The organism is Catenuloplanes sp. NPDC051500, assembly GCF_044454585.1.
Lineage (GTDB): Bacteria > Actinomycetota > Actinomycetes > Mycobacteriales > Micromonosporaceae > Catenuloplanes.
Genome location: NZ_JBITDX010000023.1, coordinates 24449 through 51008, shown reverse-complemented (window position 1 = coordinate 51008; position 26560 = coordinate 24449). Strand labels below are relative to the sequence as shown.

At 70.0% G+C, this 26560-nt stretch carries 28 protein-coding genes; 20 read left to right on the top strand and 8 right to left on the bottom strand.

The features are described from left to right. Positions 1 to 46 precede the first annotated feature (46 nt). Positions 47 to 862: an SDR family NAD(P)-dependent oxidoreductase gene (locus tag ACIA8K_RS33665; RefSeq protein WP_396066682.1), complete on the top strand. Its 816-nt coding sequence runs from the start codon at positions 47 to 49 to the stop codon at positions 860 to 862. Positions 863 to 1055: 193 nt separating this feature from the next. Here the strand turns inward: ACIA8K_RS33665 and ACIA8K_RS33660 are convergent, their stop codons facing one another. From ACIA8K_RS33660 to ACIA8K_RS33650, 3 genes are read right to left on the bottom strand one after another with little or no spacing between them, the layout of a single operon-like run. Beyond that, positions 1056 to 1529: an SRPBCC family protein gene (locus ACIA8K_RS33660; RefSeq protein WP_396066681.1), complete on the bottom strand. Its 474-nt coding sequence runs from the start codon at positions 1527 to 1529 to the stop codon at positions 1056 to 1058. A 21-nt stretch (positions 1530 to 1550) separates the two neighbouring features. Further along, positions 1551 to 1916 carry a zinc-binding dehydrogenase gene (locus ACIA8K_RS33655; RefSeq protein WP_396066679.1) on the bottom strand — a complete coding sequence of 122 codons (366 nt, stop codon included), beginning with the start codon at positions 1914 to 1916 and terminating at the stop codon, positions 1551 to 1553. Then, positions 1913 to 2503: an NADP-dependent oxidoreductase gene (locus tag ACIA8K_RS33650; RefSeq protein ID WP_396066677.1), complete on the bottom strand. Its 591-nt coding sequence runs from the start codon at positions 2501 to 2503 to the stop codon at positions 1913 to 1915. Before ACIA8K_RS33650 ends, ACIA8K_RS33655 begins: the two co-directional genes overlap by 4 nt. A gap of 95 nt (positions 2504 to 2598) precedes the next feature. Between ACIA8K_RS33650 and ACIA8K_RS33645 the strand changes: the two genes are divergently transcribed. Beyond that, positions 2599 to 3078, top strand: a complete 480-nt coding sequence (locus ACIA8K_RS33645) for a GNAT family N-acetyltransferase (RefSeq protein ID WP_396066675.1) — start codon at positions 2599 to 2601, stop codon at positions 3076 to 3078. A gap of 92 nt (positions 3079 to 3170) precedes the next feature. Here the strand turns inward: ACIA8K_RS33645 and ACIA8K_RS33640 are convergent, their stop codons facing one another. After that, the gene (locus ACIA8K_RS33640; protein WP_396066673.1) at positions 3171 to 3830 is read right to left on the bottom strand and encodes a lytic polysaccharide monooxygenase; all 660 of its coding nucleotides are present in this window, start codon (positions 3828 to 3830) and stop codon (positions 3171 to 3173) included. A 2477-nt stretch (positions 3831 to 6307) separates the two neighbouring features. Here ACIA8K_RS33640 and ACIA8K_RS33635 point away from each other — a divergent pair. From ACIA8K_RS33635 to ACIA8K_RS33590, 10 genes are all read left to right on the top strand, one after another. Further along, positions 6308 to 7234: a carbohydrate ABC transporter permease gene (locus ACIA8K_RS33635; protein WP_396066671.1), complete on the top strand. Its 927-nt coding sequence runs from the start codon at positions 6308 to 6310 to the stop codon at positions 7232 to 7234. Continuing rightward, entirely contained in the window at positions 7227 to 8126 is a 900-nt protein-coding gene (locus tag ACIA8K_RS33630) for a carbohydrate ABC transporter permease (RefSeq protein ID WP_396066669.1), read from the top strand. The genes ACIA8K_RS33635 and ACIA8K_RS33630 overlap by 8 nt, the downstream gene beginning before the upstream one ends. Positions 8127 to 8151: 25 nt before the next feature. Continuing rightward, positions 8152 to 9465 (top strand): ABC transporter substrate-binding protein, encoded by a 1314-nt coding sequence (locus ACIA8K_RS33625; RefSeq protein ID WP_396066667.1) that lies wholly within the window; start codon positions 8152 to 8154, stop codon positions 9463 to 9465. A 61-nt stretch (positions 9466 to 9526) separates the two neighbouring features. After that, positions 9527 to 10642, top strand: coding sequence for a Gfo/Idh/MocA family protein (locus ACIA8K_RS33620; protein ID WP_396066665.1), 1116 nt, complete (start codon positions 9527 to 9529; stop codon positions 10640 to 10642). After that, a complete protein-coding gene (locus ACIA8K_RS33615; RefSeq protein ID WP_396066662.1) occupies positions 10639 to 11544 on the top strand; it encodes a PmoA family protein in 906 nt (301 codons plus the stop codon). Before ACIA8K_RS33620 ends, ACIA8K_RS33615 begins: the two co-directional genes overlap by 4 nt. Further along, on the top strand, positions 11541 to 12260 hold the full coding sequence (locus ACIA8K_RS33610; protein ID WP_396066660.1) for a cupin domain-containing protein: 720 nt from the start codon (positions 11541 to 11543) through the stop codon (positions 12258 to 12260). The genes ACIA8K_RS33615 and ACIA8K_RS33610 overlap by 4 nt, the downstream gene beginning before the upstream one ends. 89 nt (positions 12261 to 12349) lie before the next feature. Then, a complete protein-coding gene (locus tag ACIA8K_RS33605) occupies positions 12350 to 13645 on the top strand; it encodes a Gfo/Idh/MocA family protein (protein ID WP_396066658.1) in 1296 nt (431 codons plus the stop codon). Further along, positions 13642 to 15150: a cation:proton antiporter gene (locus ACIA8K_RS33600; protein ID WP_396066656.1), complete on the top strand. Its 1509-nt coding sequence runs from the start codon at positions 13642 to 13644 to the stop codon at positions 15148 to 15150. Before ACIA8K_RS33605 ends, ACIA8K_RS33600 begins: the two co-directional genes overlap by 4 nt. Positions 15151 to 15183: 33 nt before the next feature. Continuing rightward, on the top strand, positions 15184 to 15510 hold the full coding sequence (locus tag ACIA8K_RS33595) for a PadR family transcriptional regulator (protein ID WP_396066653.1): 327 nt from the start codon (positions 15184 to 15186) through the stop codon (positions 15508 to 15510). After that, positions 15510 to 17411, top strand: a complete 1902-nt coding sequence (locus ACIA8K_RS33590) for a hypothetical protein (RefSeq protein WP_396066651.1) — start codon at positions 15510 to 15512, stop codon at positions 17409 to 17411. Before ACIA8K_RS33595 ends, ACIA8K_RS33590 begins: the two co-directional genes overlap by 1 nt. A 40-nt stretch (positions 17412 to 17451) precedes the next feature. On the opposite strand, the gene ACIA8K_RS33585 is transcribed toward ACIA8K_RS33590, so the two are convergent. Further along, positions 17452 to 17865 (bottom strand): PPOX class F420-dependent oxidoreductase, encoded by a 414-nt coding sequence (locus ACIA8K_RS33585; RefSeq protein WP_396066649.1) that lies wholly within the window; start codon positions 17863 to 17865, stop codon positions 17452 to 17454. A gap of 278 nt (positions 17866 to 18143) precedes the next feature. Between ACIA8K_RS33585 and ACIA8K_RS33580 the strand changes: the two genes are divergently transcribed. The 5 genes from ACIA8K_RS33580 (at position 18144) to ACIA8K_RS33560 (ending at position 22124) form a co-directional block, all read left to right on the top strand. Then, on the top strand, positions 18144 to 18443 hold the full coding sequence (locus tag ACIA8K_RS33580) for an STAS domain-containing protein (protein WP_396066646.1): 300 nt from the start codon (positions 18144 to 18146) through the stop codon (positions 18441 to 18443). Positions 18444 to 18460: 17 nt separating this feature from the next. Continuing rightward, on the top strand, positions 18461 to 19297 hold the full coding sequence (locus ACIA8K_RS33575; protein ID WP_396066644.1) for an STAS domain-containing protein: 837 nt from the start codon (positions 18461 to 18463) through the stop codon (positions 19295 to 19297). A gap of 160 nt (positions 19298 to 19457) precedes the next feature. Next, a complete protein-coding gene (locus ACIA8K_RS33570) occupies positions 19458 to 20138 on the top strand; it encodes a response regulator transcription factor (protein ID WP_396066642.1) in 681 nt (226 codons plus the stop codon). Positions 20139 to 20247: 109 nt separating this feature from the next. Further along, positions 20248 to 21537, top strand: a complete 1290-nt coding sequence (locus tag ACIA8K_RS33565; protein WP_396066852.1) for a sensor histidine kinase — start codon at positions 20248 to 20250, stop codon at positions 21535 to 21537. A 41-nt stretch (positions 21538 to 21578) separates the two neighbouring features. Beyond that, positions 21579 to 22124, top strand: a complete 546-nt coding sequence (locus ACIA8K_RS33560; protein WP_396066640.1) for a GerMN domain-containing protein — start codon at positions 21579 to 21581, stop codon at positions 22122 to 22124. A gap of 3 nt (positions 22125 to 22127) precedes the next feature. On the opposite strand, the gene ACIA8K_RS33555 is transcribed toward ACIA8K_RS33560, so the two are convergent. Genes ACIA8K_RS33555 through ACIA8K_RS33545 form a run of 3 tightly spaced genes read right to left on the bottom strand, consistent with a single transcriptional unit; the run spans position 22128 to position 23888 of the window. Then, a complete protein-coding gene (locus ACIA8K_RS33555; RefSeq protein ID WP_396066638.1) occupies positions 22128 to 22535 on the bottom strand; it encodes a VOC family protein in 408 nt (135 codons plus the stop codon). A gap of 46 nt (positions 22536 to 22581) precedes the next feature. Beyond that, positions 22582 to 23391 carry a hypothetical protein gene (locus ACIA8K_RS33550; protein WP_396066636.1) on the bottom strand — a complete coding sequence of 270 codons (810 nt, stop codon included), beginning with the start codon at positions 23389 to 23391 and terminating at the stop codon, positions 22582 to 22584. Continuing rightward, positions 23388 to 23888 (bottom strand): SigE family RNA polymerase sigma factor, encoded by a 501-nt coding sequence (locus ACIA8K_RS33545; protein ID WP_396066634.1) that lies wholly within the window; start codon positions 23886 to 23888, stop codon positions 23388 to 23390. Before ACIA8K_RS33545 ends, ACIA8K_RS33550 begins: the two co-directional genes overlap by 4 nt. A 243-nt stretch (positions 23889 to 24131) precedes the next feature. On the opposite strand from ACIA8K_RS33545, the gene ACIA8K_RS33540 reads away from it, so the two are divergent. From ACIA8K_RS33540 to ACIA8K_RS33530, 3 genes are read left to right on the top strand one after another with little or no spacing between them, the layout of a single operon-like run. Continuing rightward, positions 24132 to 24536 carry a chemotaxis protein CheW gene (locus ACIA8K_RS33540; protein WP_396066632.1) on the top strand — a complete coding sequence of 135 codons (405 nt, stop codon included), beginning with the start codon at positions 24132 to 24134 and terminating at the stop codon, positions 24534 to 24536. Further along, the gene (locus ACIA8K_RS33535) at positions 24526 to 25923 is read left to right on the top strand and encodes a CheR family methyltransferase (RefSeq protein WP_396066630.1); all 1398 of its coding nucleotides are present in this window, start codon (positions 24526 to 24528) and stop codon (positions 25921 to 25923) included. Before ACIA8K_RS33540 ends, ACIA8K_RS33535 begins: the two co-directional genes overlap by 11 nt. Continuing rightward, positions 25920 to 26555, top strand: coding sequence for a chemotaxis protein CheW (locus ACIA8K_RS33530; RefSeq protein ID WP_396066628.1), 636 nt, complete (start codon positions 25920 to 25922; stop codon positions 26553 to 26555). Before ACIA8K_RS33535 ends, ACIA8K_RS33530 begins: the two co-directional genes overlap by 4 nt. Positions 26556 to 26560: the final 5 nt, after the last annotated feature.

Genomic DNA, 26560 nt, shown 5'->3' with positions numbered 1-26560 from the left:
GGCTCGCCGCGCCTCCGGCCGGCACCGCGAACAGAAAGGCACTGCCATGTCCACTGCTGACGTTTCCAGCAGGTCGCTTACCGATCTGATCTCCCTGACCGGCCGCCGGGCCGTCGTGACCGGCGCCGCGCAAGGGCTGGGCAAGGCGATCGCTCTGCGCCTGGCCGAGGCGGGCGCCGACGTGGTGATCGGGGACCTAGCCGAAGATCTCGCCGTGCGGGCCGCCGAGGACATCGCAGGACTCCACGGGGTACGCGCCATCGGTTGCGCCCTCGACGTCACGGACACCGCATCGGTGCAGGCGGTTGCGGATCGTGCGGTCACCGAGCTGGGCGGCCTGGACATCTGGGTCAACAACGCCGGCATCTTCCCGAGCGTGCCGCTGCTCACGATGAGCGACGAGGTTTGGGACACGGTGCTCGACGTCAATGCCCGGGGCAGCTTCGTCGGCGCCCGTGAGGCCGCCCGGCGGATGGCGGACGCCGGCACCGGTGGCGTCATCGTCAACGTCATCTCCACGGCGGGGTTCCGTGGCAGCGCACCAGGCCTGGCCGCGTACGTGTCGTCCAAGCACGCCGTGCGCGGCCTCACCAGGGAACTGGCCCTCGAGCTGGCACCGTTGGGCATCCGTGTGCTGGGCGTGGCACCGAGTCACGTTCCCACGGAAGGCAACATCGCCGCAGCGACCGCCGCCGGGATCCCGGCCGAGCAACTCTCCGCGATGGCGCTGATGATGACCGGCCCGATCGGGCGACCCGGCGTCCCGGACGACATCGCCCGGATCGCGCTGTTCTGCGCCTCCGACCTGTCCACGTTCATGACGGGCAGCACCCTGCTGGCTGACGGCGGCACCACCGCCTGACGGCGACCACGGCGCGGATGCCGGCCGGCGGGCGCGGCCGGGCCTCGTCCAGACCGGAAGCACTCAGACCGGAAAGCGGACGCCGGTGAGTTCTTCCGACATCGCGCACAGGCGGCGCTGGCTGACAACGTCGTGGGACTGAGGGGTCGACTCGACAAGCGCCGGATATCCTCGGGACCCGCGGAGCAGGCGCCTAGAGGTTGTTCAGCACCGCCGGGTCGGTGCAGCCCCTGGCGTACCCCTGGATGCGTTTGTGAATGTCTTTTGTCAGTAGCCGGATGCCGATCGGGTCCGCGAGCGGCCGGAGCCACGCGGGCCGGCACCGGAAGCTGTAGCGCCAGGTCGCGAGCGTGTGGCCGGGCTGGTCCGGTGCCGGGGTGAAGCGCCAGCCGCCCGCGAACATCTCGAAGAACCAGGGGCCGCGCACCATCTTCATGCCCACGTTCGTCGGCGGGGCGAACGAGACGTATTCGCTCACCATCGCGAGGCCGTGCCGCGACCTGGTGAACGTGCGCACGCCCTTTCCCGGCCGCGCCGCGCCGTCCATCAGATACTGCTCACGGACGAACGGGTCCCAGCGATAGCGCAGCGGCGCCATCGTCTGTGACACGGCAAAAGCCACATCAGGGGGTACGGGTACGACCGCGCTCGCCTCCACCACCGGCATCGGGCCATTGTGCCATCGCGGTCACACGACGAGGACGAGCTTTCCGGTCGTGCGGCCGCGCTCACCGAGCGTGTGCGCCGCGGCGGCCTCGGCCAGCGGGAACGTCGCCTCCACGTGGGCGCGCAGTGTGCCCTGCTCGGCGAGGGCGGCGATCGCGCGCATGCCCGCCCGGTCCGCCTCGACCACCATCCCCTCAAGCCGCACGGCCAGCTCGGCGGCCCTCTTCGTGTCGGCCTCGTAGTCGCCGCCAAGCACGAAGGAGACCAGCACGCCGCCGTTGCGCAGCACGCCGAGCGAGCGGGTGCGCACGTCGCCGCCGAGCAGATCCAGGACCACGTCGACCGGGGCGATCGCCGTGGTGAAGTCAGTGGTCCGGTAGTCGATCACCTCGTTGGCGCCGAGCCCGCGCAGCAGCTCATGCTTTCCGCGCTGGCGGTACCGATGACGTAGGCGCCGAGAGCCTTGGCGATCTGCACGGCCAGGTGGCCGACCCCGCCGGCGGCCGCGTGGATCAGCACGCGCTGGCCCGGTTTGAGGTCCGCGGTCTCCACGAGCGCCTGGTAGGCGGTGAGCGAGGCGAGCGGGAGCGCGGCGGCCTGCACGTGGTCGAGGTTCGCCGGGCGGTGGGCGAAGGAGCGGGCGGGCGCCTTGGCGTACTCGGCGTAGGCGCCGGCGGCGGACGGGTACGGCAGCATCCCGAAGACCTCGTCGCCCGGCCGGAACAGCGTCACGCCGCGCCCGACCTGCGCGACAACGCCGGACACGTCCCAGCCGAGCACCGGGACGGGCGCGTCAAGCCAGGGCAGGCCGCCGGCCCGGTGCTTCCAGTCGGTCGGATTGACGCCGGCCGCGTGCACACGGACGACGATCTCGCTTGTGGCGGGCGTGGGGCGCGGCCCCTCGGTCAGCCGCAGCACCTCCGGGCCGCCGAAGGTGTCCTGGGTGACCGCCCGCATGGTGTCGTTCTCGCTCATGATCTCAGCTTCGCGGGCCCGGCGGCGCACAGCAATGGCATGATTGCCATCTTCCGTAAGAATCGTGCCACCGTCTCCGTGGATAGGGTTGCCGGATGCCGGAGTTGATCCCGCCCACCACAGACCTGCACGCCGCCTGGCTGACCGCCCACCGCGAGTGGGGGCCGGGACGGCACGAGGACGGGTTCGGGCTGCTGCCGACGGACCGGCCGGAGACCGCCGCCGGTTTCGCCGCGTGGATCGCGCGCCTGGAGGCCGGGTCCGCGACCGCGACCTGCCGGTGGATCGTCGAAGGGGACGAGGTACTGGGCGGGATCGCGCTCCGCCACGAGCTGACCGCCGCAACGGCCGCGCTCGGCCACATCGGTTACGGCGTCAAGCCCTCCGCGCGCGGCCGGGGGATCGGCAGCTTCGCACTGTCCCGGATGCTCGAGCACGCCCGCACCCTCGGCCTGGACCGCGTCCTGCTGGTCTGCCTGGTCGGCAACACCGCCTCGGCCCGCCTGATCGAACGCCACGGCGGCCTCCTGGAGAGCGAGCCCGACGTGGTCCGGCGCTACTGGATCACCCTCTGATCGATCTTCGATCCATCAGGTCGGCGCGCTGCGGCCCGGGCGGGGTGCGCTGCGGCCCGGGCGCGACGTGGTCGCGCCCGGGCCTCGGCGTGTCAGGCGAACGTCACGTCGCTGCACCACATGTAGGCCTGGTCCTGGTGCGAGGCCTGCCAGATGACGAAGACGATGTGCCGGCCGGTGTAGCCGGAGGTCGACACGTTGAACGTGATGTCCTTAGCCGGGGCGTAACGCCCGGTCTGCGTGATCAGGTCAAGGTTGCCCCAGCCGAGACGCTGTGTGGTGGGGTCGAACCCGTTCTTGCTCACGTAGACACGGAGGAAATCGGCGCCGTGGCTCGCCTGGTCGTACAGGTGGACGGTGAAGTTGCTCGTGATCGGCGTGGTCTTCCACGCGCCGGGCGTGTTCAGGCTGTTGTTGCGGGCCAGCGCGTTGCTGCAGAGCTGCCCGTCCGGCGTGGCAGCCTGGTAGTTACCGCCGAGGCCGTCGCGGAGCGCGCTCATCCAGTTCCACATGGTGTCCGCGTTGGCCTGGAACGCCTGGTAACACATCGGGTCCTCGGTGGCCATCGCCGGGCTGGTGTGGTTGGTGCCCCAGGCCTGCCAGCAGCGGTAGGCGCGGGACCCCGGGTCGACGATGGTGCCGTGCGCCTGGGCCGGGCCCGCCCAGGGAAGCACGCCGACCAGGAGCGCGACAAGCAGGACGAGCGCACGTAGCGCGTGCCTGCCGGGTTGTCCGGGCTTGGGTGCATGCATGGTGCATCCTCCGTTCTTCGGCGTGGAGATCCGTTTTGGGAGCGCTTCCAGGAGTATTGCATTGTCGGCGGTAAATATCCTAATCGATCTATTTAAGGTAGATGGCGGCTTGAGGGTTCGGGAAGGGGTCTGTTAGCGCTCGTTCATCGCTGCCATGAGCCTCGACCTGATCGCCGAGGCCCGCACCGCAACGCTTGGTGTCCACGGCACGGCAGCCTGCACGCGACCATCACAGAGATCGTCGCCTGGCATCAGGACCAGCGGAAACGTGACGATCGCTTTTGCGCCACGCCGCTGGACGTGACCCGCCTGATTAGCGGCGCGCCCCGCGCTGAGAGCGCGCGGCGGAAGGTGGCGTCGCCGCGTTTGTCATGCACCGATAAATCACCCTATTGTAGGGTAAATTCTGCGCCCTTCCGGCATGAGGTCGCTAGGCGGTGCAGCATCTTCGGGACGGTCGGGTAGGCGGTAACGCTCCGCAATGGTTACGGCGCCCGCAAGTCTATTGATCTAGGTAGCTTGATCGAATGGTCATCCGCCGAATGTACGTGGGAGTGGTTATCCGGCGCCTATAACCACTCCCATGTACATTCGACGGATGATCTCCGTGGTCGAATTTCGGGCGGGTTCGCTTTATGGTGAAATATCGGGCGCGCGGTGTCCGATCAATTGCTACTCTACGTAGTAGTCGCTTTCGGGACTTAACCGCGGCGATTCCTGACTTGGCTTATTTGCTGGGCTTCTCTGTTGGGCTTCTCTGCCCGGTTTGTCTGTCCGATTTTACTCGCGGGTGATTTCCCTCTTGGCTGCAGCGGACTCTGGTGAGGGCCGTTCCGCTCGCTATCTACGGCAACAGTTTCCTGGCCTGGCGCCGCGGGCTTGTGATCAATATTCCGGCTGGATTTCTGCGGCAACTGCTGCTCGGCTCGTCCGCAGCGGGCCGGTCCCGCTCGGTTCCGCGGCAGTAGGGCGCAATCATCGCGGTCGCGGACTGGATGTCGGCGACGGCTTGCTTGTTTGCGGCTGGTCTTGGTTTCGCGCGGTTCCTGCGGCGGATGCTTGCTTTTTCGGCGGGTGCTGGTCCCGCTCGGTTCCGCGGCCGCCGCTACCCAGCCCGACCGCAGCGAATCCCGTGCAGAATCGTTCCCAAACGCGTGCCATGCGCGGCCCCAGCAGCCGGCCCCGACGCGAGCCCTGGCTTCGATGCCGCTTTTGCTCTTCCTCGGTGAGACTGTGCCGACCGCGCGGTTCCACCACGTCGATGCCCATCGCGTTTATCGAACATCTCGGGTAAGCGCAGTCGGCGACTCTCGCGGCGGAGGTCGGCGGCCTCGTCTACCTTTCGACTCTTTCTATCCCGGATGATGTAGCGCGAGATGTCAAATAGCCTGCGGCATCCTTTCCAAGGCCGTGTAGTAGGTCGCTGCAACGACGATTCTTCCCTTTCGATTCAGACCCTCGCACGCGGACTTGCTTCCGCATTGCTGCTTTGGTAATCGTTCGGCAGGGTGCTTCTACGGTCAGTTTCTTATGCCTGGAAAGCATTGGCTGATCGCAATATCCCGAAATTTCGGGCATGGAGTGCCCATGCTGCATTTGACCGGCACTCGACCGGTGCCGTGCGGCACTCGACCAGTGCCGTGCGGAGCCGGGTGGTGCCGAGTGGCGCGGGGCCGGTGCCGTGCGGAGCCGTGCGGTGCGGGGCGGTGCCGTGCGGGACCCGTGCGAGACGGGTGTCAGACGGTGCTGGGCGGCGCGGGGCCGGTGTCGTGCGGTGCGGGACTGCTGCTGGGTGGTGCGGGACTGGTGTCGTGCGGTGCGGGGCGGTGTCGGGCAGTGCCGGACCGGTATCGGGTTGCCGCGCCGGGTCGCGGTCAGCGTCTCCGCATCGGACGGGCCGGCGCCGCACCCGAGCGTAGGCAAGGGCCAGGCCGCCCGCGCCTCACGAGCGAGTAAGCGCCCGCATAGACGCTGTGTCGCAGCCAGCGCAGCCCTTCCCCGCCGCGCAGGGTGTACGACACCCTCGGCGGAGACGCAGCGGTCATCTCCCGGAAATGAAGCTTGACGGGCCTACCGGGCGCCAGCACACTGCGGAATACGTTTTCCAGGCATCGCGGCCCGGCGGGCACTCCGTGCCGCGTCACTCCCGAGTGGAGGTGGCGACCGCAAGGGTGCGCAGCCGCCGGAAAAGTCCCGTTCGAGCAAGCGCTTTCCCGCTGCCTGCGGCGCGCGCCGTACCCGCTGAATTGTGTAAAGAAAAACATCGATAGCTGGCGCCGCGGCCGTGCCCAGGCGCGACTGAAACGATCCACCGTCATCCCGCCGAAACACTTGACGTGCGTCACAGCATCGATGCAGACTGCGGAAAGCGCTTTCCCCCTTCGGGGCTTTTGCTCTGAAATGCACCACTGGAACCCTGACGCCGGAGGCACCCCGGCCAGGGACCGCGCCTCACGAAGAGACTGAAGGAGGGTCGTGTGAGTGCTCTTGGCGAGCTCCAGCGGCTCGGCACCTCCAAGGGCGGCCCGCCGCGCAAGCGGGACAACAAGGCCGCCTTCCTGTTCCTGCTGCCCTGGTTCACGGGGCTGCTGCTGATCACCGCCGGTCCGATCGTGGCCTCGCTGGCGCTCAGCTTCACCGACTACAACCTGATCCAGCCGCCGGAGTTCAACGGCCTGGAGAACGTCAGCCGCATGTTCAGTGACGAGCGCCTGCACCGGTCGCTCGGCGTCACCTTCGTCTACGTGTTCGTGTCGGTGCCGCTGCAGCTGATCGCGGCGCTCGGGCTGGCCATCCTCCTGGACCGAGGACTGCGCGGCCTGGCGTTCTACCGCTCCGCGTTCTATCTGCCGTCGCTGCTCGGCTCCAGTGTGGCGATCGCGGTGCTGTGGCGGCAGATCTTCGGCGCGGAAGGGCTGCTCAACCAGGTGCTCGGCATCTTCGGCATCGCGGGCAAGGGCTGGATCTCCAATCCGGACACCGCGCTGTCGACGCTGATCGTGCTGAACGTGTGGACGTTCGGCGCGCCGATGGTGATCTTCCTGGCCGGTCTGCGGCAGATCCCGGTGATGTATTACGAGGCCGCGTCGGTGGACGGCGCGAGCAGGTGGACCCAGTTTCGCAGGATCACCGTGCCGCTGCTGTCGCCGATCATCTTCTTCAACCTGGTTCTGCAGATCATCCACGCGTTCCAGTCGTTCACCCAGGCGTTCGTCGTCTCGGGCGGGACCGGCGGGCCGTCGGACTCGACGCTGTTCTACACGTTGTACCTCTACGAGCGTGGCTTCAGCCGATTCGACATGGGGTACGCCTCCGCGCTCGCCTGGCTGCTGCTGATCATTATCGCCGGCTTGACCGCGGTCAACTTCTGGGCCGCCAAGCGATGGGTCTTCTACGATGACTGACCTGAGGGAACGCCCCGTGCCGATCGACACGTCGGGCGACCCGGCCCCGCCACGATTCGGGCTGCCGGGCTGGCTGACGTCCACGCTCAAGCACACCGCGCTGATCCTCGCCGCGCTTGTCATGCTCTATCCGGTGATCTGGATGGTGGTCAGTTCGCTGCGGCCGAACAACGAGATCTTCCGGTCGCCCGGTCTGGTTCTGGACGGCCTGCAGATCTCCAACTACGGCGACGGGTGGAACGCGCTCGCCGAGCCGTTCGGCCACTACATGCTGAACTCCGCGCTCGTGGTGCTCGGCTGCATCGTCGGCAACCTGGTCTCCTGCTCGATGGCGGCCTACGCGTTCGCCCGGCTGGAGTTCACGGGCAAGAAGTGGTGGTTCGCAATCATGCTGATGACGATCATGCTGCCGATCCACGTGCTGATCGTGCCGCAGTACATCATCTTCTCGAATCTCGGCTGGGTGAACACGTTCCTGCCGCTGATCGTGCCGAAGATGCTTGCCACTGACGCGTTCTTCGTGTTCCTGATGGTCCAGTTCATCCGCGGTCTGCCGCGCGAGCTGGACGAGGCGGCCCGCATCGACGGTGCCGGCCACCCGCGCATCTTCCTGCAGGTCATCCTGCCGCTGATGCTTCCGGCGCTGGCGACCACCACGATCTTCACGTTCATCTGGACGTGGAACGACTTCTTCTCGCAGCTGATCTACCTGACCGACCCGGAGATGTATACGGTGCCTGTCGCGCTGCGCTCGTTCGTGGACGCCACGGTGGCGACGTCGTGGGGCTCGATGTTCGCGATGAGTGTGGTCTCGCTGCTGCCGATCTTCCTGGCCTTCCTGTTCGGCCAGCGGTACCTGATCAAGGGCATCGCCACCACCGGTATCAAATAACCAATCCATCGAAAGGGCACATTCGATGAATAACGGCATATCCCGGCGTAACGTCCTGTCCATCGCAGCGGGAGTCGGTGCGGCGACCACCCTCGCGGCCTGTGGCGGCGGCGGGGGCGACGCGGGCGCGGCCATCTCCACCACGGAGCCGATCACGCTACGTTTCACCTGGTGGGGCTCGGATGCGCGGCACAAGCGTACCAAGCAGGCGATCGAGCTCTTCAAGACCAAGTATCCGAACTTCACGATCAACGGCGAGTTCAAGGACTGGAACGGGTACTGGGACAGCCTGGCCACCACTGTCGCGGCGAACGACGCGCCGGACATCATCCAGATGGACGAGCTGTACCTCGCCTCGTACGCGGAGCGGGGCGCGCTTCTCGACCTGGGCACCGCGTCGACCCACCTCAAGACGGCCGACATCGACCCGGCAGCGCTTGACACCGGCAAGGTCGACGGTAAGCAGTACGCGATCCCGACCGGCCTGAACGCGTACTCGTTCGTGGTGAACGACGATCTGATCAAGCAGTTCAACATCACGCTGCCGGACACCGAGACCTGGTCGTGGGAGGACCTGCGCACAATCGGCGACAAGATCTCCAAGGCCAGCGGCGGCACAGTCATCGGCGTGCAGTCCTGGGGCTTCGACACCGGTTCGCTGAACGTCTGGCTGCGTCAGCAGGGCGCCGCGCTCTACGCCCCGGACGGCAAGGTGTCCGCGCCTCCGGCGGTGCTCGCCGCCTACTGGCAGTACCTGCTGGACCTGGCGAAGGCCGGCATCTCCCCGCAGCCGTCGATCACCATCGAGCGGGCCGCGGCCGCGCTCGACCAGTCCGGCATGGCCACGAACACCACAGCGATCGGCACGTCGTGGAACACCCAGCTGACCTCCTACCAGGCGGCAAGCGGCAAGAACCTGCGCCTGATCAAGATCCCGGGCGAGAGCCAGGTGGGTACGCCGGGCGCGTACTACAAGTCGTCAATGTACTGGTCGATCTCGTCCCGGTCCAAGCACCCGGCCGAGGCGGCGGCCTTCGTCGACTTCCTGCTCAACAGCCAGGAAGCCGCTGACGTGCTGCTCACCGACCGGGGTGTGCCCGGCAACAGGACGATCCGGGCCGCGCTCGCGCCGAAGCTGACCGCGACGGACAAGGCCGCTGCCGACTACCTGGACGCGATCAAGGTCGGCCCGGCGCCGCGCGTCACGCCGAACGGCGCGTCAGGCATCGAGGCGATCCTGAAGCGGCACTCCGAGGAGGTGCTGTTCGAGCGCAAGACGCCGCAGCAGGCCGCGGAGTCGTTCATCAAGGAACTGCAGACCGAGATCGACGCCGCCTGACGCCTGACGGCCGGTGGGCCGGGGCGGATCCCGGCCCACCGCCAGTGACCAGGGGAGCCACATGACCCAGTACCGAGCGGCGATCGTCGGCACCGGCGCCATCGCCGCCGCCCACGCCAAGGCTCTACGTGCCCACTCCGGCCGGATCGCGCTGACCGCGGTCGTCGACCTCGACGCGGACCGCGCCGGCTCGTTCGCGGAGGCGTGGGACGTTCCGGCCGTCGCGGCGAGCCTGACCGAGTTGCTCGACCGCGGCGACCTCGACCTGGTGCACCTGTGCACGCCGCCGTCCACGCACACGCCGCTCGCGGTGGAGGCGCTGCGCGCGGGCGCGCACGTGCTCGTGGAGAAGCCACCGACGCTGTCCCTGGCAGAGTTTGACGAGATCGCGGCCGCGTCGAAGGAGGCCGGACGGCACGTCGCCACCGTCTTCCAGCACCGGTTCGGCACCGGCGCGGTCCGGCTGCGGGAGCTGGCCGGAGCCGGGCACCTCGGCCGGTCGCTGCTGGCCACCTGCAACACGCTCTGGTACCGCGACGACGACTACTACGCGATGCCGTGGCGTGGGAAGTGGGCGACCGAGGGCGGCGGCCCGACCATGGGCCACGGCATCCACCAGTTCGATCTGCTGCTCTCGATCCTCGGCCGGTGGGAGCAGGTCACCGCGGTCGCCGACCGCCGGGCACGCCATCAGGTGCAGACCGAGGACGTGTCGATGGCGCTTGTGACGTTCGCGGACGGCACGCTCGCCTCCGTGGTCAACTCAGTGGTGTCGCCGCGTCAGGTGTCCGCGCTGCGCTTCGATTATGAGCGCGCGACGGTGGAGCTGGAGCACCTCTACGGCTACACGGACGAGGACTGGACCGTCACGCCCGCGACCGGCTTCGACGACGTGAAGACGCTGTGGAACGCCGATCCGAGCACTGTCGAGTCGGGCCACACGGGCCAGCTGGCAGCGATTCTCGACGCACTCGACGCCGGAAGTCCGCTGCCGGTCACGATCGAGGACACGCGCCGGACCATGGAGTTCGTCGCCGCGCTCTACAAGTCCGCGTTCACAGGTGCACCGGTCCGGGCCGGCGACATCGGCCCGGACGACCCCTTCGCGCTCCGCATGAACGGTGCCCCCGCGCCCTGGGCAGCGCTGGCGTCAACGGAAGGAACCAGTACCGCATGAGCCTGACGGTCGATCACCAACTCGGCAGGGACGTCACCATCACGGCGGGCGACGTTCCGATCGTCACCTACGTCTACGTGCCGGACACCGTGCAGCTGGAGTCACCGAAGCCGTACCTGCACCCGATCCGTACCCTCGCCGGGGACCTTGTCTCGCTGTTCCGGCCGCACGACCACGTGTGGCACAAGGGCATCGCCTGGTCGCTGCCGCATCTAGGCGAGCACAACTTCTGGGGCGGTCCCACCTATGTGCACGGCCGGTTCTACGTGCAGCAGGAGAACAACGGCACTGCCGCGCACCGGGAGATGACCCGGCTGGCCGTGGACGGCGACACCGCGGCGCTCACCCACCGCCTCGACTGGACCTCCCAGCAGGGTGCGCCGATCGTGGACGAGACGCGCTCGCTCACAGTGAAACTGATCGACGACGTGAGCTGGTCGCTTGTCTTCGAGACCGCGATGACGAACGTCTCCGGCGCAACGCTCCACATCGGATCACCGACCACCAAGGGCCGGGAGAACGCGGGGTACGGCGGCCTGTTCTGGCGCGGCCCGCGCAGCTTCACCAACGGCATCGCCCAGTCACCGGACGGCGTCGGCGCGGACGACCTGCGCGGCACCCGCGCGGAGTGGTTCGCCTACCGCGGCAAGCACGACGAAACCGGCCGCGCGTCCACGATCGTGATCGTCGACGACACCCGCAACCCGCAGCACCCGCCGCAGTGGTTCACCCGCAGCGAGGACTTCGCCTGCCTCTGCCCGGCGCCGTTCTTCAGCGAGGAGGTGCCGTTCGAGGCGGGCGGCACGCTCACCTTCCGCTATGCGGTGGTCATCGCCGCCGGCGATCACGGCGACGAGGGTACGCACACGCTTGCGGATCTGGGACGGTCGGTGCTGGCATGACGTTCCCGGGCGGCACCTCGGTCAGTCGCCTGACCGTCTACACCGGAGGATGCGCGGACGGGCTTGCCGGCGGCACACCGCACCTGCACACCGCGTCGACCGAGGCCTATGTGGTCACCGCCGGTACCGGGGCGCTGCAGACGCTCGACGCATCAGGCTTCCGCGAGACGCCGCTGCGGGCCGGCGCGCTGGTCTGGTTCACGCCCGGCGTCATTCACCGGGCCGTCAACCACGACAACCTCGAGGTGCTTGTCCTCATGTCGAACGCCGGTCTGCCCGAGGCCGGCGACGCGGTGATGACGTTCCCGCCGGAGGTGCTGAGCAGCCCCGACTCCTACCGGGCGGCGGCCGTGCTGCCGAGCCAGGACGACGACGCGGTCGCGCGCCGGCGGGACAGCGCGGTGGAGGGTTTCCTGACGCTCAAGAACGCCGCGATGGAGGGCGACCTCGCGCCGCTGTACGCGTTCTACGACGCCGCCGCGAAGCTTGTGCAGGCCACTGTGCCGCGCTGGCGGGAGATCTGGCAGACCACTGTCGCCGCGCAGACCGCCCGTACCGCGGATGTGCTGAAGAACCTCGACGCCGGTGACGCCGCGCACCTCCGCGAGGGTGTGGTGCTGACCGCGCCGCAGAGCGAGACCGCGGGCTGGGGCATGTGCGGCCGCCTGCGTACCCACGACGTCCGTAACCCCTCAACCCCCGGAGGCCCTCAGTGAGCAATTTTCAACCTGGCGAGCAGGCCGACGCCCCGAATGAGTCGACGGGACGGGGGCACGCGGGTTGGGACCACGTTGAAAAAGGCTCAGTGACCCGCCGTTACGCCATCGCCGGACTCGGGCATCGCGCGCAGATGTACGTGGACGCGCTGCTCGGCGACTGGAGCGACACCGGCACGCTTGTCGCGTTCCTGGACACGAACCAGACGCGGATGGACTACCACAATGGACGGCTGCCCTCACCCGTACCCACCTATGGTCCTGAGGGTCTGCCTGAGGTTTTGGAAAGCGCCGACGTCCTGATCGTGACGAGTGTGGACGCCACCCACGCGGACTACGTGGTCGCCGCGCTCGACGCCGGGCTGGACGTGGTGTGCGAGAAGCCGCTTACCGTGGACGAGGAGGGTTGCGCGCGGATCGCGGCCGCGGCCGAACGGTCCGGCGGCACGCTTGTCGTCACATTCAACTACCGCTATTCGCCTCGCAACTCCGCGGTGCGCGAGGTGATCGCGTCCGGGCGGATCGGCGACGTCACCGCCGTGCACTTCGAGTGGGCGCTCGACACCGCGCACGGCGCCGACTACTTCCGGCGCTGGCACCGTGACCGGCAGAGCTCCGGCGGCCTGCTCGTGCACAAGTCCACGCACCATTTCGATCTGGTCAACTGGTGGCTGGACAGCTACCCGGAGCTGGTGTTCGCGCAGACTGCGCTGCGCTTCTACGGTTCCTCCGGCGCCGGCGGGGGTGCGAACCGGCCGCCGAGGGCCAAGGGCGCGCCAGGCCTCGGCACCGACCCGTTCCTGCTCGACGCCTCCGCTGACCCGCGACTCAACGCGCTCTACCTGGAGGCGGAGCACGAGGACGGCTACCTGCGCGACCAGGACGTCTTCGCGCCCGGCGTGACAATCGACGACACCATGTCGGTGCTGATCCGGTACGCGAGCCGGGCCGTGCTCACCTACTCGCTGACCGCCTACAGCCCGTTCGAGGGTTACCGGGTGGCGTTCACCGGCACCCGCGGCCGCCTGGAGCTGGAGGTCGGCGAGCGCGCCTGGACGCCCGTCAACGCGGCCATCGACCCGAGCGCCGGCCTGCACGCGGGCGACTCCTCGTGGGAGAGGCTCACCGTCCAGGAGCAGTGGGGCAAACCCGAGGAAGTGCCGATCATCAGGGGTACGGGCGGGCACGGCGGCGGCGACAAGCTGCTTCTTGACGACGTGTTCCGGGGCGCGGCCGCACATGGCCCGGACGGCGATCCACTCGCCCGGCAGGCCGGGTACCGCGACGGCATCCGCAGCGTGCTCACCGGCGTGGCGGCGAACCGGTCCGCCGCGTCCGGTTCACCGGTCACGCTTGCCGACGGGGGCACTAGCCTGACCGCGTGAATGGTGTACAGCTTCTGCTCATCGCCGGTGCCGGCATCGCTGTCGCGGCAATCGCCCGCCGCCGGGGACTCGAACCCGGCATGTTCATCGTGGTGCTCGCCGCGGCCGCGTCGTTCATCCCCGGCATGCCGCGCCTGGAGCTGGACAGCGAGGTGATCCTGGCGATCGTGGTGCCGCCACTGCTCTACTCGGCGACGCGCGGCACCCCGCTCTCCAGCTTCGGCCGGAACCTGCGGCCGATCATCTCGCTCGGCGTGATCCTCGTGGTGCTCACCGCGGGCGCGCTCGGACTGGTCGCGACCTGGCTGCTGCCGTCGATCGGCGTGGCCGCGTTCGTGCTCGGCGCGGTGCTCGCCCCGCCGGACACGATCACCACTGTCTCGCACGGCGAGGAGATCGGGCTGCCGGCCCGCGCCACGTCCGTGCTCACCGGCGAGAGCCTTGTCAACGACGCGACCGCGCTGACGCTGTTCACCATCGCGCTCGCCGCCGTCGACGGCGAGCACACCACTGTCGGCGGCGGGGTGGGGGAGTTCTTCCGGTCCGCGCTGCTCGGGATCGGCATCGGCGCGCTGCTGGCCGTGCTGACGCTGTGGGTACGCAAGCGGCTGCGCAACCCCACGCTCGAGACCGCGCTTGTGTTGCTGCTGCCGTTCACCGCGTTCCTGGCCGCGGAGCAGGTGCACGCGTCGGGCATCCTCGCGGTGGTGATCGCCGCGTTCTCCGTGAGCACGAACCTGACGTTCGACCCGAGGCACCAGTACCCGGGCGCGTTCCGGACGCGGGTGCAGGAGAACCAGGTCTGGCCGGTGCTCGACTTCCTGCTTGAGACGTTCGTGTTCGCGTACATCGGCCTGCAGCTGCGGTTCGTCCTTGAGGATCTGGCGTCGTCGGACGAGCCGGGACTGACCGGCACGCTCATCGCCGCCGGTGTGCTCCTGCTCGCCGCGATCGTGATCCGGCTCGTCGGCGTGTACGCGCTGTTCGGCCGCTGGATGCTCCGCGCCCGGCTGAACGCCCGCCGGCTGCGCACCGACGCGCGGTACCGCGCCCGGATGGAGCAGCGGGCGGGCCGTTTCGGTGGACTGCCTGTGGAGCCGCCCTCCCAGGGAGAGACGCTGCTGGCCGGGTGGACCGGCATGCGCGGCATCCTCACGCTCGCCGCCGCGGCAGCGATCCCGGAGCTGACCTCGTCCGGCGAGCCGTTCCCCGGCCGGGACGCGATCCAGGCGATCGCGCTTATCGTCACGCTCGGCACGCTGCTCATCCAGGGCACCACGATCGGCTGGCTCGCGCGTGCGCTGCGCTTCGACGTGGCCGGCGAGCGGGCCGCCCGCGAGGAGCTGCGCGACCGCGCGCGCCGCCTGATGGACGGGCGCGACTTCGACGGCCAGCGCGAAGCGGTGCTTACCGGAATGCGCGAACGGTGGCTGACCGAGGAGGTCGCCCGCGAACTCATCGAGGAGATCGACCTACGGCAGACAGCCAGCTCCAACCCTATGTAGATAATCTTTCTAGGGTCGGCTACGGTGACGGGCATGAAACCTGTGCGCGTCACCGCGGCGGTCTCGAAGGTGCTTGCCGCGCTCCTCGAGGACCCCGACGCCGACAGATACGGCCTCGACCTGATGCGGGCCAGCGGGCATCCGAGCGGCACGCTCTACCCGATCCTGCTGCGGTTGCAGGAGGCCGGCTGGGTCGAGGCCCACTGGGAGGAGATCGACCCGGTCGCGGCCGGCCGCCCGGCCCGCCGCTACTACCGGCTCACCCCGGACGGCACCGTCGCCGCGCGCACCGAGATCGCCGCCCTCCAGCAGCAGCTCAGCCGCGGGCTGGGTGGCACGACGTCGCCACAGACCGCATGATGCGCGGCCTGCTCCGGCGCGCCGCGGCCCGCCGGCCCGCGGAACTGCGCGCGGACACCGAGCGTGAGTGGCTTGCGGAACTGGCCGCGCTCGAGGCCGAGCCCGGCACCCGCGTCGAGCGCCTGCGCTTCGTGCTGAGCCTGTTCCTGTCCCGCCCGGAACGCGGCTGGGGCGAGTCGTTCGCGCCGCTGACCCCCGCGTTCGCACTGCTTGTCGCGGGCCTGACCACGCTCGGCGTGCTCCAGGTGACCAACCTGCTGGTCACGCTCGTCCTGCGACTACTCGGCGCGGACTACCTCTTCGGCTGGAATTGGCCGAGATCCGCCGCGGGCGTCGCGCTCGCGCTGATCTGGTGCGTGGCCGCCGGACGCTGGGTCGCACGCCGCTGGCCGATGGCGCTTCCCGGCCGCGCCACCGCGCCACTCGTGCTCGCGGTCGTGCCGGCGCTCACCATGATCAGTGGGGACCGCGTTTTCCTGATCGGCGCCGCCCTCGGCGTGCTGGCCTGGGCCGCGGCCGGCGCGGGACTGATCCTGCTGGCCGCGCGGCTCGGCCGCCCGCTCCGCACCGTACTTCTGCTCGCCGGTGCCCCGCTGATCAGCACGCTGGCCGGCGTGGTCAGCACCGTACCGCTGGCGCTGACCACCCGTGACGGGTGGCGGTCAAGCGTGACCTCGCTGCTGATGACAGGCGAGCCCCCCGCCGAGTTCACCGAGATCATCGGACTCACCAGCCGTTCGTTCTCCTACATGGGCCCGTGGGTGCTGGTCATGCTCGCCTTCAGCACGCTCGCGTTCTGCTACGCGTTCGCCCCGCTCGCGCCGCGCCCGGCCAAGGCCGCCGCCCCCGCGGAGGAGCCGCCCGCGCACGGCGCCCCCGTCATCGCGATCGGCGTCGCCTGCACCGCCGCCGGCGTGCTCGCCTGGGCCTACACGCTGGCAATCCTCACGCCCGGCATGGGTGACGTCTCCGCCTCCGCCCCGATGCCCGGCGGCGACGGCGAGCTGTACATGTGGACGTCCGAGCTGCGCTTCACCGCGATCCTGCTTGCCGCGTTCGGCGTCCTGATCGCCGCCGCGGACCGTCGCACCGCCGTCGCCGGCACGATCGTCACCGGTGCCGGCCTGCTGATCGCCAACGGCGTGCTGCTCCGCCAGGGGGCACACGGCGCCGGTGGACTCCGGATCGCGCTCCTGCTCGGCGCGGCCGTGATTGTCGCCGGCTGGGCCGCCGCCGGACGCACCCGCCGCGGCCCGGTACGGCGCCGCATCACCGCCGGCGTGGTCCTGGCCGGCGCCATCCTCCCGATGGTGCTGATGCAGGGCACCCCCGGCGTCAACCACCCGTTCCTGCCGATCGGCCTGAAGATCACCACAGTCGGGCTGGCCGTCGCCGGACTGCTGCTGGCAGTCGTTCCCGCGCTGTCCTACAGCCGGCACCGGGTGCCGATCTGGGCGGCCGTGCCACTGATCGCCCTACCCGTGACCGTGACCCTGATCGGCGGCGCGATCCCGCCCGCGCTTACCGAGGACGACAGCGGCTCCGCCTGGCTCGGACTGCTGCTCGGCCTGCCGGTGGTGGTCGTCTGTCTCGCGCTGCTGCGCCGCCACCGCCACCGGGGACCCGGCAGGACAGTCGCGCTGTGGACCGTGCTTACCGTGCTCGCACTGCCCGCCACCGTGGCGGTCGCCTTCATCGGCATGCTCGGCCTGACGTTCGTACCCGAGACGGTCTTCATGCTGGAAGGCGGCGGTTACTCCTTCGACGGCCTCTCGTTCGTGCCCGGCACCGCCGTCCTGATGCTGCCGATCGCGGTCCTGCTGGCCGCCGGCGTCGACGGCCGCTCCACAGCCGCTCCGGCAGAGCGCGCCGTCTGGAACCCGGACCTGGAGACCGCCTGACCGGCCGTTCCGGGGCGCCGTGCGGGCGCCCCGGGACCTGTCAGCTGCGTGCGACCACGCCACCGCCGGCGACGGCGACGAAGGCGGTCGGCCGGATGGTGAAGATGACCCGCACATCCGCGTCCGGAATCGGGTAATCCATTCCGTACCGCTGCTGCAGGCTCTTGTAGAACGACGCCACCGCATCGTCGTCCTCGACCTTCTCCACCACGCCGCGCACCTCGAGGAACCGGTACTGGTCCTCCGGATCCGCGAGCGACAACGCCACCCGCGGCTCCTTCCCGAGGTTCCGGAACTTCTGCCGCGTCTTGGTGTGCGTCATCCGGATCACCTCGCCGTCCCAGGCGAACCACATGACGCTCGACTGCGGCGACCCGTCCGGCCGGACCGTGGCGAGGTGCGCGAAGACCGGGCGCTCCAACAGATCGGCATGACTCTCAGGAACAACACTCATGCCGACGATCCTGCCACAGATTAGTTGCACAAGCATCATATCCGCGTACGCGTGCCGCTCTGTGTCGCGTTGCCCAGGTGTCAGACTGGATAGGACTAGCCTCCTAGGATGCACTAGGCGGTGTGTGCCGATTGGATCACCCCACAGCGGGTACCCGGCCCCGGTGATCGAAGAACGCCGCTGACCATCGTCACGGAATTGACATATATTGGCGGGCACTCCGTCAAACGTTCCCGGCAGCCTGAATGGAGTGGAATCGTGGCGAACGGGAGGCCTCAATGCAGGTCGGGCATGCCGCCCTCATCGAGCTGACGATCGACAGCGATCTCGTCCGGCACCACCTTCCCGCCATCCGGCTTCTGATCGACCAGGCGCTCGCTCAGCACCCCTCCCGCCTGGTGCTCGACCTGACCACCTGCCCCACCATCGACGCTGCCGGCATCGAGCTGCTGCTCAGCACGCACCGTCGCCTGTGGGGCAGCGAAGGACGCCTGACCCTGCGCCACCCGACAGCGCGGGTGCTGCGCCTACTGGAGATCGCGCACGCTACGAAGGTGCTGCAGATCGACGCACGTTGACGAATGGGTGGAGTCTCATGACCGCGGTCCCCGGGCCTGTTGCCAACGTGATCGACCTGATCTGTGATCGCTGTGGTGACGTGCTGAGCTGCCGCGCCGATCACCTGCGCGACCTGGAGGTGGTCTGGCCGTTGCTCACCGATCAGGGCTGGGCCGGTTCTCCGTTCGCGACCGGCCAGCACACCTGCCCGAACTGTGCCGTCGGTCAGTTGCGGGAGCCGTCCGCGGGAGCCACCTGGCCGGTCCGCAAGCACATCACCCGGGACATCGCGGTGCGGCAGGAGCCGCACGCCGCGATCGTCGAGGTGACAGGCGACATCGACCGGCTGCTGGTGTCGACGATGCAGGAGGCGCTGGGCCGGGCCGCGACGCTTCACCACAACGTCGTGCTGGATCTGACCGCGGTGCACCTGGTGGACCCGATCGGGCTGGGCGTGCTGGTCCGCGGCCATGTCCGGGCGCGGAAGCGCGGCGGCCATCTCTGTCTCGCCGCGCCGAGCCGGTTCGTGCTTACCGTGTTGCACACGATGCGCCTTGATGATGCGCTGCCGGTGTTCAGCGATGTGCCGTCCACGCTGACCTGGCTGGCCGCCCACCCGTCGGCCCTCCAGCAGCCGGTCGAGCCGCAGCAGCCGACGGAGGCGCAGCAGCCGTCGGCCCTCCAGCAGCCGGCGGAGGCGCAGCAGCCGGTGGACCTGCAGCAGCAGCCGGTGGACCTGCAGCAGCTTGCGGAGGCGCAGCAGCTGATGGCCCCCCAACACCTGGTGCAGCCGCAGCAGCTGGTGAAGCTTGTCGAGGCGCCTCGCCCGCCGGCCGACTCGCCAGGCCAGGCGCCGCGGCAGCGGTCGTCATGAAACCGTCATACGTCCGGGGAGTCAACGCCATGAAGCGCCCGAAAAATGATCAGCCCGCCGGTGCCGCGGCTCGACCCCTCCCCCCAGTCGGGAGCCACGGTGCCGGCGGTCTCTCACCCGTCGACGGCGCGACGGCCGGTATCCGGGCATGATGGGGAGCATGTCGGGAGTCCTGGTGATTGAGGATGACGACCGGATCAGGTTGTCGCTGGTGCTGGCGTTGGAGGACGAGGGTTACACGGCCCGTGGGGCCGCGACCGCGGAGGAGGGCCTGGCGGCGCAGCGCGCGCAGGCGGCCGACACCGTCCTTGTCGACCTGATGCTTCCCGGGATCGACGGGTTCGAGTGCATCAGGCAGCTGCGCCGCGTCGACGACGTGCCGATCGTGGTGGTGAGCGCGCGGGACGACACGCACGACATCGTGGCGGCGCTCGAGGCGGGCGCGGACGACTACGTGGTCAAGCCGGTCGCGATCAAGGAACTGTCCGCGCGGCTGCGGGCGCTGCGGCGCCGGGCCCGGCCGGTGACGCTCGACCCCGTACCCGTGCTGACCTTTGGTGATCTTGAAGTGTTGCCCGAGGCGGGGGAGGTCCGGGTCGGCGGCGCGGCCGTCTCCGTGACGCGCACCGAGTTTCAGCTGGTCTGTGAGCTGGCCGAGCACGCGGGCCGGGTTCTCTCCCGGCAGCAGCTGCTGCAGCGGGTGTGGGGCTACGACGGTGGTGACGAGCGGCTGGTGGACGTGCACATCGGCCGGCTGCGCGCCAAGATCGAGAAGGATTCCGGGGCGCCGCGCCACCTGGTGACAGTGCGCGGACTCGGATACAAGCTGCTGCCTTCGTGAGTGGGCGCGACATGTCGTGCGGCCGGAGCGCGCGGTGAGCGTGGTCGGGCGGGCCGGGCTGCGGGCGCGGGTCACGACTGGGTTCGCGGCGGGCGCGCTCGTGCTGTCGATGGCGATGGCTGTCGTGTCGTACCAGCTGGTGCGGCGGTCGCTGATCGCGGAGCGGGAGAACACGGCGGTCCGCGCGGCCTACTACGACGCGGCGATCGTGGAGGCGGGCGTCAACAACAACGTCACCCCCGACATCGGTACGGTGCTGCGCTCCCTTGACACCGGGGAGAGCCGCCGTGCCGTGCTGCAGCTCGACGGCCACTGGCACGCGCGCAGCGCCGACACCGGGCTCACCGCGGCGATTCCCGCGGCGCTGCAGGCGCACGCGGCCACCGGGCGGGTCGGCGTGCAGATGGTCCGGGCGGACGGCGGTTCCGCGCTCGTGGTGGCCGTGCCGCTCGAGGACGGCGACGTGTTCTACGAGATCGACTCGATGAACGAGCTGGATCACACGTTGCGGGTTCTCGCGCTGGTGCTGACCCTTGTCGCGCTCGGCACCGCGGGCGCGGGCGCGTTTGTCGGCTGGAACGCCACCCGGTACGTGTTGCGCCCGCTGATCCGGGTCGCGGACGCGGCGCAGCAGATCACTGCCGGTCGCCACTTCGCCCGCCTCGATCCGGCCACCGAACCCGACCTGGCGCGGCTTACCACCTCGTTCAACCACATGGTCGACCAGCTCTCCGCCCGGATGGAGCGGGATCGCCGGTTCGCCGCCGACGTGAGCCACGAGCTGCGGTCGCCGCTGCAGACGCTTGCGGCCGCGGCAAGCGTGCTCGACCGGCGGCGGGAGTCGCTCGACGAGCGGTCCGGGCTCGCGGCCGGGCTGGTCGTGGACGAGATCGACAGGTTTCAGCGGCTCGTCAACGACCTGCTCGAACTCGCCCGCACCGATCAGCCGGCCGATCGCCAGCAGGTGGACGTGGCGGAGCTGGCCCGGCAGGCCTGCCGGGATCACGGGCTCGATCCGTCGATCGTGGCGGTGCTGGCCGGGCCGGTCGTCTGGTCGGTGGATCGGCGGCGGATCCGGCAGTTGTTCGACAACCTTCTGGACAACGCCGCGGGGTACGGCGGCGGTGCGACAGCGATCCGGCTGGCCGGCGGCGTGGACCGGTGCCGGATCGAGGTCGACGACGAGGGGCCAGGTGTCAGCCCGGAGGACAAGCCGCTGATCTGGGACCGTTTCGTGCGCGGCCGATCGCAGAGTTCGTCGCGTGCGGACGGCGGGGGGACCGGGCTCGGGCTCGCGCTCGTCGCCCAGCACGCGTCGGCCCATGACGGCGCCGCGTCAGTGCACGACCGACCGGGCGGCGGCGCGCGCTTCCGGATCGATCTGCCGGAGTGCCTGTGAGGACGGTGCCTGTGAGGACGGTGCCTGTGAGGACAGTGCGTGTGAGGTCCCTGCCGGCAGTCGTTCTCGTCGTGCTGCTGGCGGGCTGCGGGATTCCCCTGGACGAGCAGCCGCGCGAGCCGGACAACCCGCGCCCGTACCGGTCCGGCACGCCGACCGCGCCCGGGGTGGGTTCCGCGCTGGAACGGCTGTGCCTGGTCAGGGAGAACCTGATCGTGCGCACGCTGCGCCGGGTGCCCACCGCCCGTACCCCCTCGGAGCAGCTTGTGGATCTTTTTGGCGGGCCGAACGCGGGGGAGCAGGCGGACGGTTACACGAGCGCGCTTGCCGGCACCGGGATCACGCCGGTCCTCACGCTCGACGGCGCGGCGGCCACCGTCGAGATCGGCGACTGGGCCGAGCACGGCAACCGCAGCGACGAGGTGCTGGCGTTCGGGCAGATCGTCTGCACGCTCACCTCGCGCCCGGAGATCGGCACCGTCTCGTTCACAAGCGCCGGCGAGCCGCTCAGCGTGCCCCGTGAGGACCTGTCGCTGTCCGGCGCGCCGCTGACGATCGTCGACTACGACGAGCTGATCGAGTCGTAGCGGTCAGGCGCGGGACGAGATCTGCTGGACCGCCCAGCCGTTGCCGTCCGGGTCGGAGAAGAAGACGAAGCCGACGTTGTCGAGCGGGTCCGGGACCGGGCTCGGGTTCTCGCCGAGGACCTGGACGTCGCTGCACTCGACGCCGCGGGCGACCAGCTCGGCGTGGGCGGCGCGGATGTCCGGGACCACCAGCTGCAGGCCCTTCAGTGAGCCGGGCGGCATGTCCGGGACCGCGCCCCGGCCGATCACCACTGAGCAGCCGGAGCCGGGCGGGGTGAGCTGGATGATGCGCGCGTCCGGGCCGAAGCTGCTGTCGTGGTCGACGTGGAAGCCGAGCCGGTCCGCGTAGAACTCCTTTGCCCGGTCGAGGTCGGAAACCGGTACGACGACGACCTCAAGCGTCCAGTTCATGTTTCTCCTCCGTGGTGTCGGGCTCTCCACGGATTATCGCGTGCGGTCAGCCGTGCCCGATCACGTTCGAGCCGGTGGGGAGCCGCACGCCGTTCTCGTCGTAGGCGACCATGCCGGTGATCGGGCCCGTGCCGGCCGTCGCCGGATCGAACCAGTACAGGATGATCACATCGCCGTCGACCTTGGCGGGGCTCATCGAGGCCTCGACTGTCGTGCCGTCGCCCGTCCGGCCGGTGATCCGGGTGGCGGCGCCGGCGTAGTAGCCGAACATGGGAATCCTGTTCCTGCCGACCGAGGTGGTCTGGTAGGCGGAGTGAAAGCCCGGGGACACGTCGAATCCGTCGGACTCGCCGGCCGCGATCACCGGCTCCACGACGTCGTTGGCGAGGATCACCGAGGCGGTGAGCGCGAACCTGATGCCCGGTCGGTCAGGGATGTAGGACGGCTCCACCACAAGCGCGAATTCGCCGTCGGTCAGCTCGACACCGGTCCGGACGGTCTGCGTCGCGACGCTCGGCGGCGGGCCGACCGTGGACGGCGGGGTGGCGCGCGTTCCCGGGGTGCTCGGCCCCGTGACGCTCGGCTCCGGGGTAGGACGAGCGGACGGGGTGCCGGAAGCGGACGGCGCGGCGGAGGCGGGTGCGGCCGGCGGGACTCCCGTGGGAGACAGGCTGCCGAGCGAGAACACCAGGCCGGTAACGGCCGCGACCGCGAGGCCGGTGGCGGCCACGGCGGTCACCTGCCGGCGGCGCCGGATGCGGCGGCCGGTGCTCATCACCGCGGTCAGGTCCGGCGGCCCGAACGGCACGTCAGGTTCGGCGTGCAGGTCGTCGCGGAGTCGGTCGAGCTCGTTCATCCGGCTGCTCCTGGGGAGACGCGGTCGTTGTGCACACGCAGGCGTGCCAGGCCCCGGGCGCCCATGCTCTTCACCGAGCCGACCGAGATGCCCAGCTCGGTGGCGACGTCCGCCTCGGAGAGGTCGAAGTAGTAGCGCAGCACGACCACCGCCCGCTCGCGTGGGGCAAGCGTGCGCAGCGCCTCAAGCAGCCACTGGCGGCGGGACACCTCGTCGGCCACGTCGTGCTGCGAGGGCAGGTCCGGCACGGTGTCGTGCGGCTGCTCGCGGATCGGCCGGCGCCACAGGTCGGTGAGGTGGTTGACGAGGATCCGCCGGGTGTACGCGTACGCGTCCTGGCGCCGCACCCGGGACCACGAGGCGTAGGTGCGGGCGAGCGCGGTCTGTGCCGCGTCCTCGGCCCGGTGGTGGTCGCCGGTCATCAGGTACGCGGCGTGGACCAGCCGTTTCCACGCGGCCTGGCTGAACTCCACGAACTCGTCGTCACCGCGGGACACGATCACCGTCCGTGTTTCGAGGGGCCTCACACGCCTTATACGGGTGAGTGCCGTCAAAGGTTGCCAGACGGTCCCGGCAACCTCGTCACCCGCCCGGCCGTCACCGCCTCCGGCTGCCCGGGGAGTGGGGACATTCGGGTGAACGGGACGCCGGGCGGGAAAGCGCACACCCACCCGTACCGTGTGACCGGCTTTGCTTGGTATTCGGCTTCATGCCGATAAATCGGCCTTTAGCCTGAATCCGTGCCCGACCTGTCGCTGATCTTCCGCGCCGGGACGATGCTGTGCGCCCTGCCGCTCGGCGACATCGTGGAGATCATGCGGCCGCTGCCCATCCAGCCGCTGGCCGGCAGTCCGCACTACGTGCGCGGAGTCAGCGTGGTGCGTGGCGTGGCCGTGCCGGTGCTTGACCTGGGGCGGCTGCTCGGCGACTTCGACACCGCGGCGGAGCGGTTCATCACCACCAAGGCAGGCGGCGTGCTCGCGATCGGCGCGGTCCTCGGCGTGCGCGGCGTGCGCCCGGAGGCAGGCAGGGAGGCGCCGTCGTTGGGCGGCGTGGTCGCGGCCGTCGGCGTGCTGGACGCGGAGCCGCTGATGTTCCTGGACCCGGGCGGCGTGTCCCGGATGGTGGCGGCATATGCGGCCTGACCTGGACCGCCTGCGGGCGTTGCTTGCCGACCGGCTCGGCATGGTCTTCGACGAGAAGCGCGACGACCTGCTCGTCGAGGTGCTGCGCACCCGGGCGGAACGGCACCGGATGGCCGAGCGCGACTACCTGGACCGGCTCACCGTGGACCCGGACCGGGCGGAGCTGCGCGCGCTCGCCGAGGCCGTGACGATCAACGAGACGTACTTCTTCCGCAACATTGAGCAGTTCCATGCGCTCGGCGAGGTGGTGATCCCGGAGCGGTTGCGCGACCGTGCCTCGGTCCGGGCGCTGCGGCTGCTGAGCGTGGGCTGCTCGTCCGGCGAGGAGCCGTACACGCTCGCGGCGGTCACCGCGGAACGCGTGCCACCTGACTGGCACGTCTCCATCGTCGGCCTGGACATCAACGCGGCAGTGCTGCGCCGCGCGGCCGCCGGGCGTTACGGCACCTGGTCGCTGCGCGAGACGCCGGCAAGCATCAGGCAGCGCTGGTTCCATCCGCGCGACGGCGGTGTGGAGGTCGACGAGCGGCTGCGCGCCCGCGTGCAGTTCGTCGAGCACAACGTGGTCAACGACGATCCGGTGCTGTGGGCGCACCGCAGCTACGACGTGATCTTCTGCCGGAACATGCTGATGTACCTCACGCCGGAGGTGCGGCGCGGGACGATCGCGCGCATCACCCGCGCGCTCGCGCCCGGCGGCTACCTGTTCCTCGGCCACACCGACACGCTCGGGCCGCGCCCGGAGGGCCTCGAGGTCCGGCACACGCACGGCACGTTCTACTACCACCGGGTCGCCGAGCGCGCCGCCGCGGTCACGCCGCCGCCGGTGGCCGACCGTCAGGTCCGCACGCTCCCGGCGGCACCTGTCCCAAGCACCAACCGCATGCAGGGGTACGACCGTGCGCTCGCGCTGCTGCGGGTGGAGCGGTTCCAGGACGCGCTTGCGGCGGTCGAGTCGATGGCCGAGTCCGAGGCGCGGCTGCCCCGGGTGCGGGTGCTGCGCGGCGCGTTGCTGGCGCACGCGGGCGACACCGGGCGGGCCGCGGAGCTGTGCGAGCGGCTGGTCGCCGAGGACGGGCTGAACGCGGACGCGCACTACGTGATCGGGGTCTGCCACGAGGGCGACGCGTCGCACGCCACCGCGAGCCGGCACCATCAGCTGGCCGCATACCTCGACCCCGGGTTCGCGATGCCCCGCATGCGGCTCGGGCTGCTGGCCAAGCAGGCAGGCGACCGGCAGACCGCGGCGCGTGAGCTGGACCGGGCCGTGACGTTGCTGCGCGGCGAGACGGACGAGCGGATCCTGCTGTTCGGCGGCGGCTTCGGGCGGCAGCCGCTGATCGCGCTCTGCCGCAGCGAACTGCAGGCCGTGGGGTCGGCGTCGTGAGCTGGACCCCGCCCGCGGACACGTGGGGCACGTCGCTTGCGGACGAGATGACCGACCTGGCCGAGCGGAACCGGGCGATCGAGGACGCGGTCGCGGCCGGCCCGCCCGCGGACACCACAGCGCAACGGGAGATGTGGGAGCGGCTCGTCGCGCTGCGGGCGTCGTTCGACAGGTCGTTCGCGGACCCGCCGCGTGAGCAGGTCGTGCAGTTCCACGACCTGCTCGCCATCGCGGTCGCCGGCCGCCGGTACGCGCTGCGCCTCTCCCAGTCCGCCGGCCTGTTCCCGAACCGGCAGGTGACCGCGTTGCCCGGCCCGATCTCCGCGCTGCTCGGCGTGGCCGGCTTCCGTGGCTCGATCGTGCCTGTCTACAGCCTCGCGGCAGTGCTCGGCCAGGCGCCGCGGCCGGACTCGCGCTGGCTGGTGCTGGCCTCAGGCGCACCCGCGTTCGCGCTGGCTTTCGAGGAGCTCGACGGACACCTGCGCATCCCGGGCGACGAGATCATCGAGGAGCGGGTCGGGCACGGGCCGCGCGGCTGCCTGCGCGGCATCGTGCAACGCCCGGAGGGGGCCCGCCCGATCGTCGACGTCGCCGCGGTCCGCGCCGCCATCCAGTCATTGACGCACAGCTGAGGAGA

Bases quoted from the DNA above. Each gene is read 5' to 3' on its own strand.
- ACIA8K_RS33665 (WP_396066682.1), top strand. From the start codon at position 47: ATGTCCACTGCTGACGTTTCCAGCAGGTCGCTTACCGATCTGATCTCC.
- ACIA8K_RS33660 (WP_396066681.1), bottom strand. From the start codon at position 1,529: ATGCCGGTGGTGGAGGCGAGCGCGGTCGTACCCGTACCCCCTGATGTG.
- ACIA8K_RS33650 (WP_396066677.1), bottom strand. From the start codon at position 2,503: ATGAGCGAGAACGACACCATGCGGGCGGTCACCCAGGACACCTTCGGC.
- ACIA8K_RS33645 (WP_396066675.1), top strand. From the start codon at position 2,599: ATGCCGGAGTTGATCCCGCCCACCACAGACCTGCACGCCGCCTGGCTG.
- ACIA8K_RS33640 (WP_396066673.1), bottom strand. From the start codon at position 3,830: ATGCATGCACCCAAGCCCGGACAACCCGGCAGGCACGCGCTACGTGCG.
- ACIA8K_RS33630 (WP_396066669.1), top strand. From the start codon at position 7,227: ATGACTGACCTGAGGGAACGCCCCGTGCCGATCGACACGTCGGGCGAC.
- ACIA8K_RS33625 (WP_396066667.1), top strand. From the start codon at position 8,152: ATGAATAACGGCATATCCCGGCGTAACGTCCTGTCCATCGCAGCGGGA.
- ACIA8K_RS33620 (WP_396066665.1), top strand. From the start codon at position 9,527: ATGACCCAGTACCGAGCGGCGATCGTCGGCACCGGCGCCATCGCCGCC.
- ACIA8K_RS33615 (WP_396066662.1), top strand. From the start codon at position 10,639: ATGAGCCTGACGGTCGATCACCAACTCGGCAGGGACGTCACCATCACG.
- ACIA8K_RS33610 (WP_396066660.1), top strand. From the start codon at position 11,541: ATGACGTTCCCGGGCGGCACCTCGGTCAGTCGCCTGACCGTCTACACC.
- ACIA8K_RS33595 (WP_396066653.1), top strand. From the start codon at position 15,184: ATGAAACCTGTGCGCGTCACCGCGGCGGTCTCGAAGGTGCTTGCCGCG.
- ACIA8K_RS33590 (WP_396066651.1), top strand. From the start codon at position 15,510: ATGCGCGGCCTGCTCCGGCGCGCCGCGGCCCGCCGGCCCGCGGAACTG.
- ACIA8K_RS33585 (WP_396066649.1), bottom strand. From the start codon at position 17,865: ATGAGTGTTGTTCCTGAGAGTCATGCCGATCTGTTGGAGCGCCCGGTC.
- ACIA8K_RS33580 (WP_396066646.1), top strand. From the start codon at position 18,144: ATGCAGGTCGGGCATGCCGCCCTCATCGAGCTGACGATCGACAGCGAT.
- ACIA8K_RS33575 (WP_396066644.1), top strand. From the start codon at position 18,461: ATGACCGCGGTCCCCGGGCCTGTTGCCAACGTGATCGACCTGATCTGT.
- ACIA8K_RS33570 (WP_396066642.1), top strand. From the start codon at position 19,458: ATGTCGGGAGTCCTGGTGATTGAGGATGACGACCGGATCAGGTTGTCG.
- ACIA8K_RS33565 (WP_396066852.1), top strand. From the start codon at position 20,248: ATGGCGATGGCTGTCGTGTCGTACCAGCTGGTGCGGCGGTCGCTGATC.
- ACIA8K_RS33555 (WP_396066638.1), bottom strand. From the start codon at position 22,535: ATGAACTGGACGCTTGAGGTCGTCGTCGTACCGGTTTCCGACCTCGAC.
- ACIA8K_RS33550 (WP_396066636.1), bottom strand. From the start codon at position 23,391: ATGAACGAGCTCGACCGACTCCGCGACGACCTGCACGCCGAACCTGAC.
- ACIA8K_RS33535 (WP_396066630.1), top strand. From the start codon at position 24,526: ATGCGGCCTGACCTGGACCGCCTGCGGGCGTTGCTTGCCGACCGGCTC.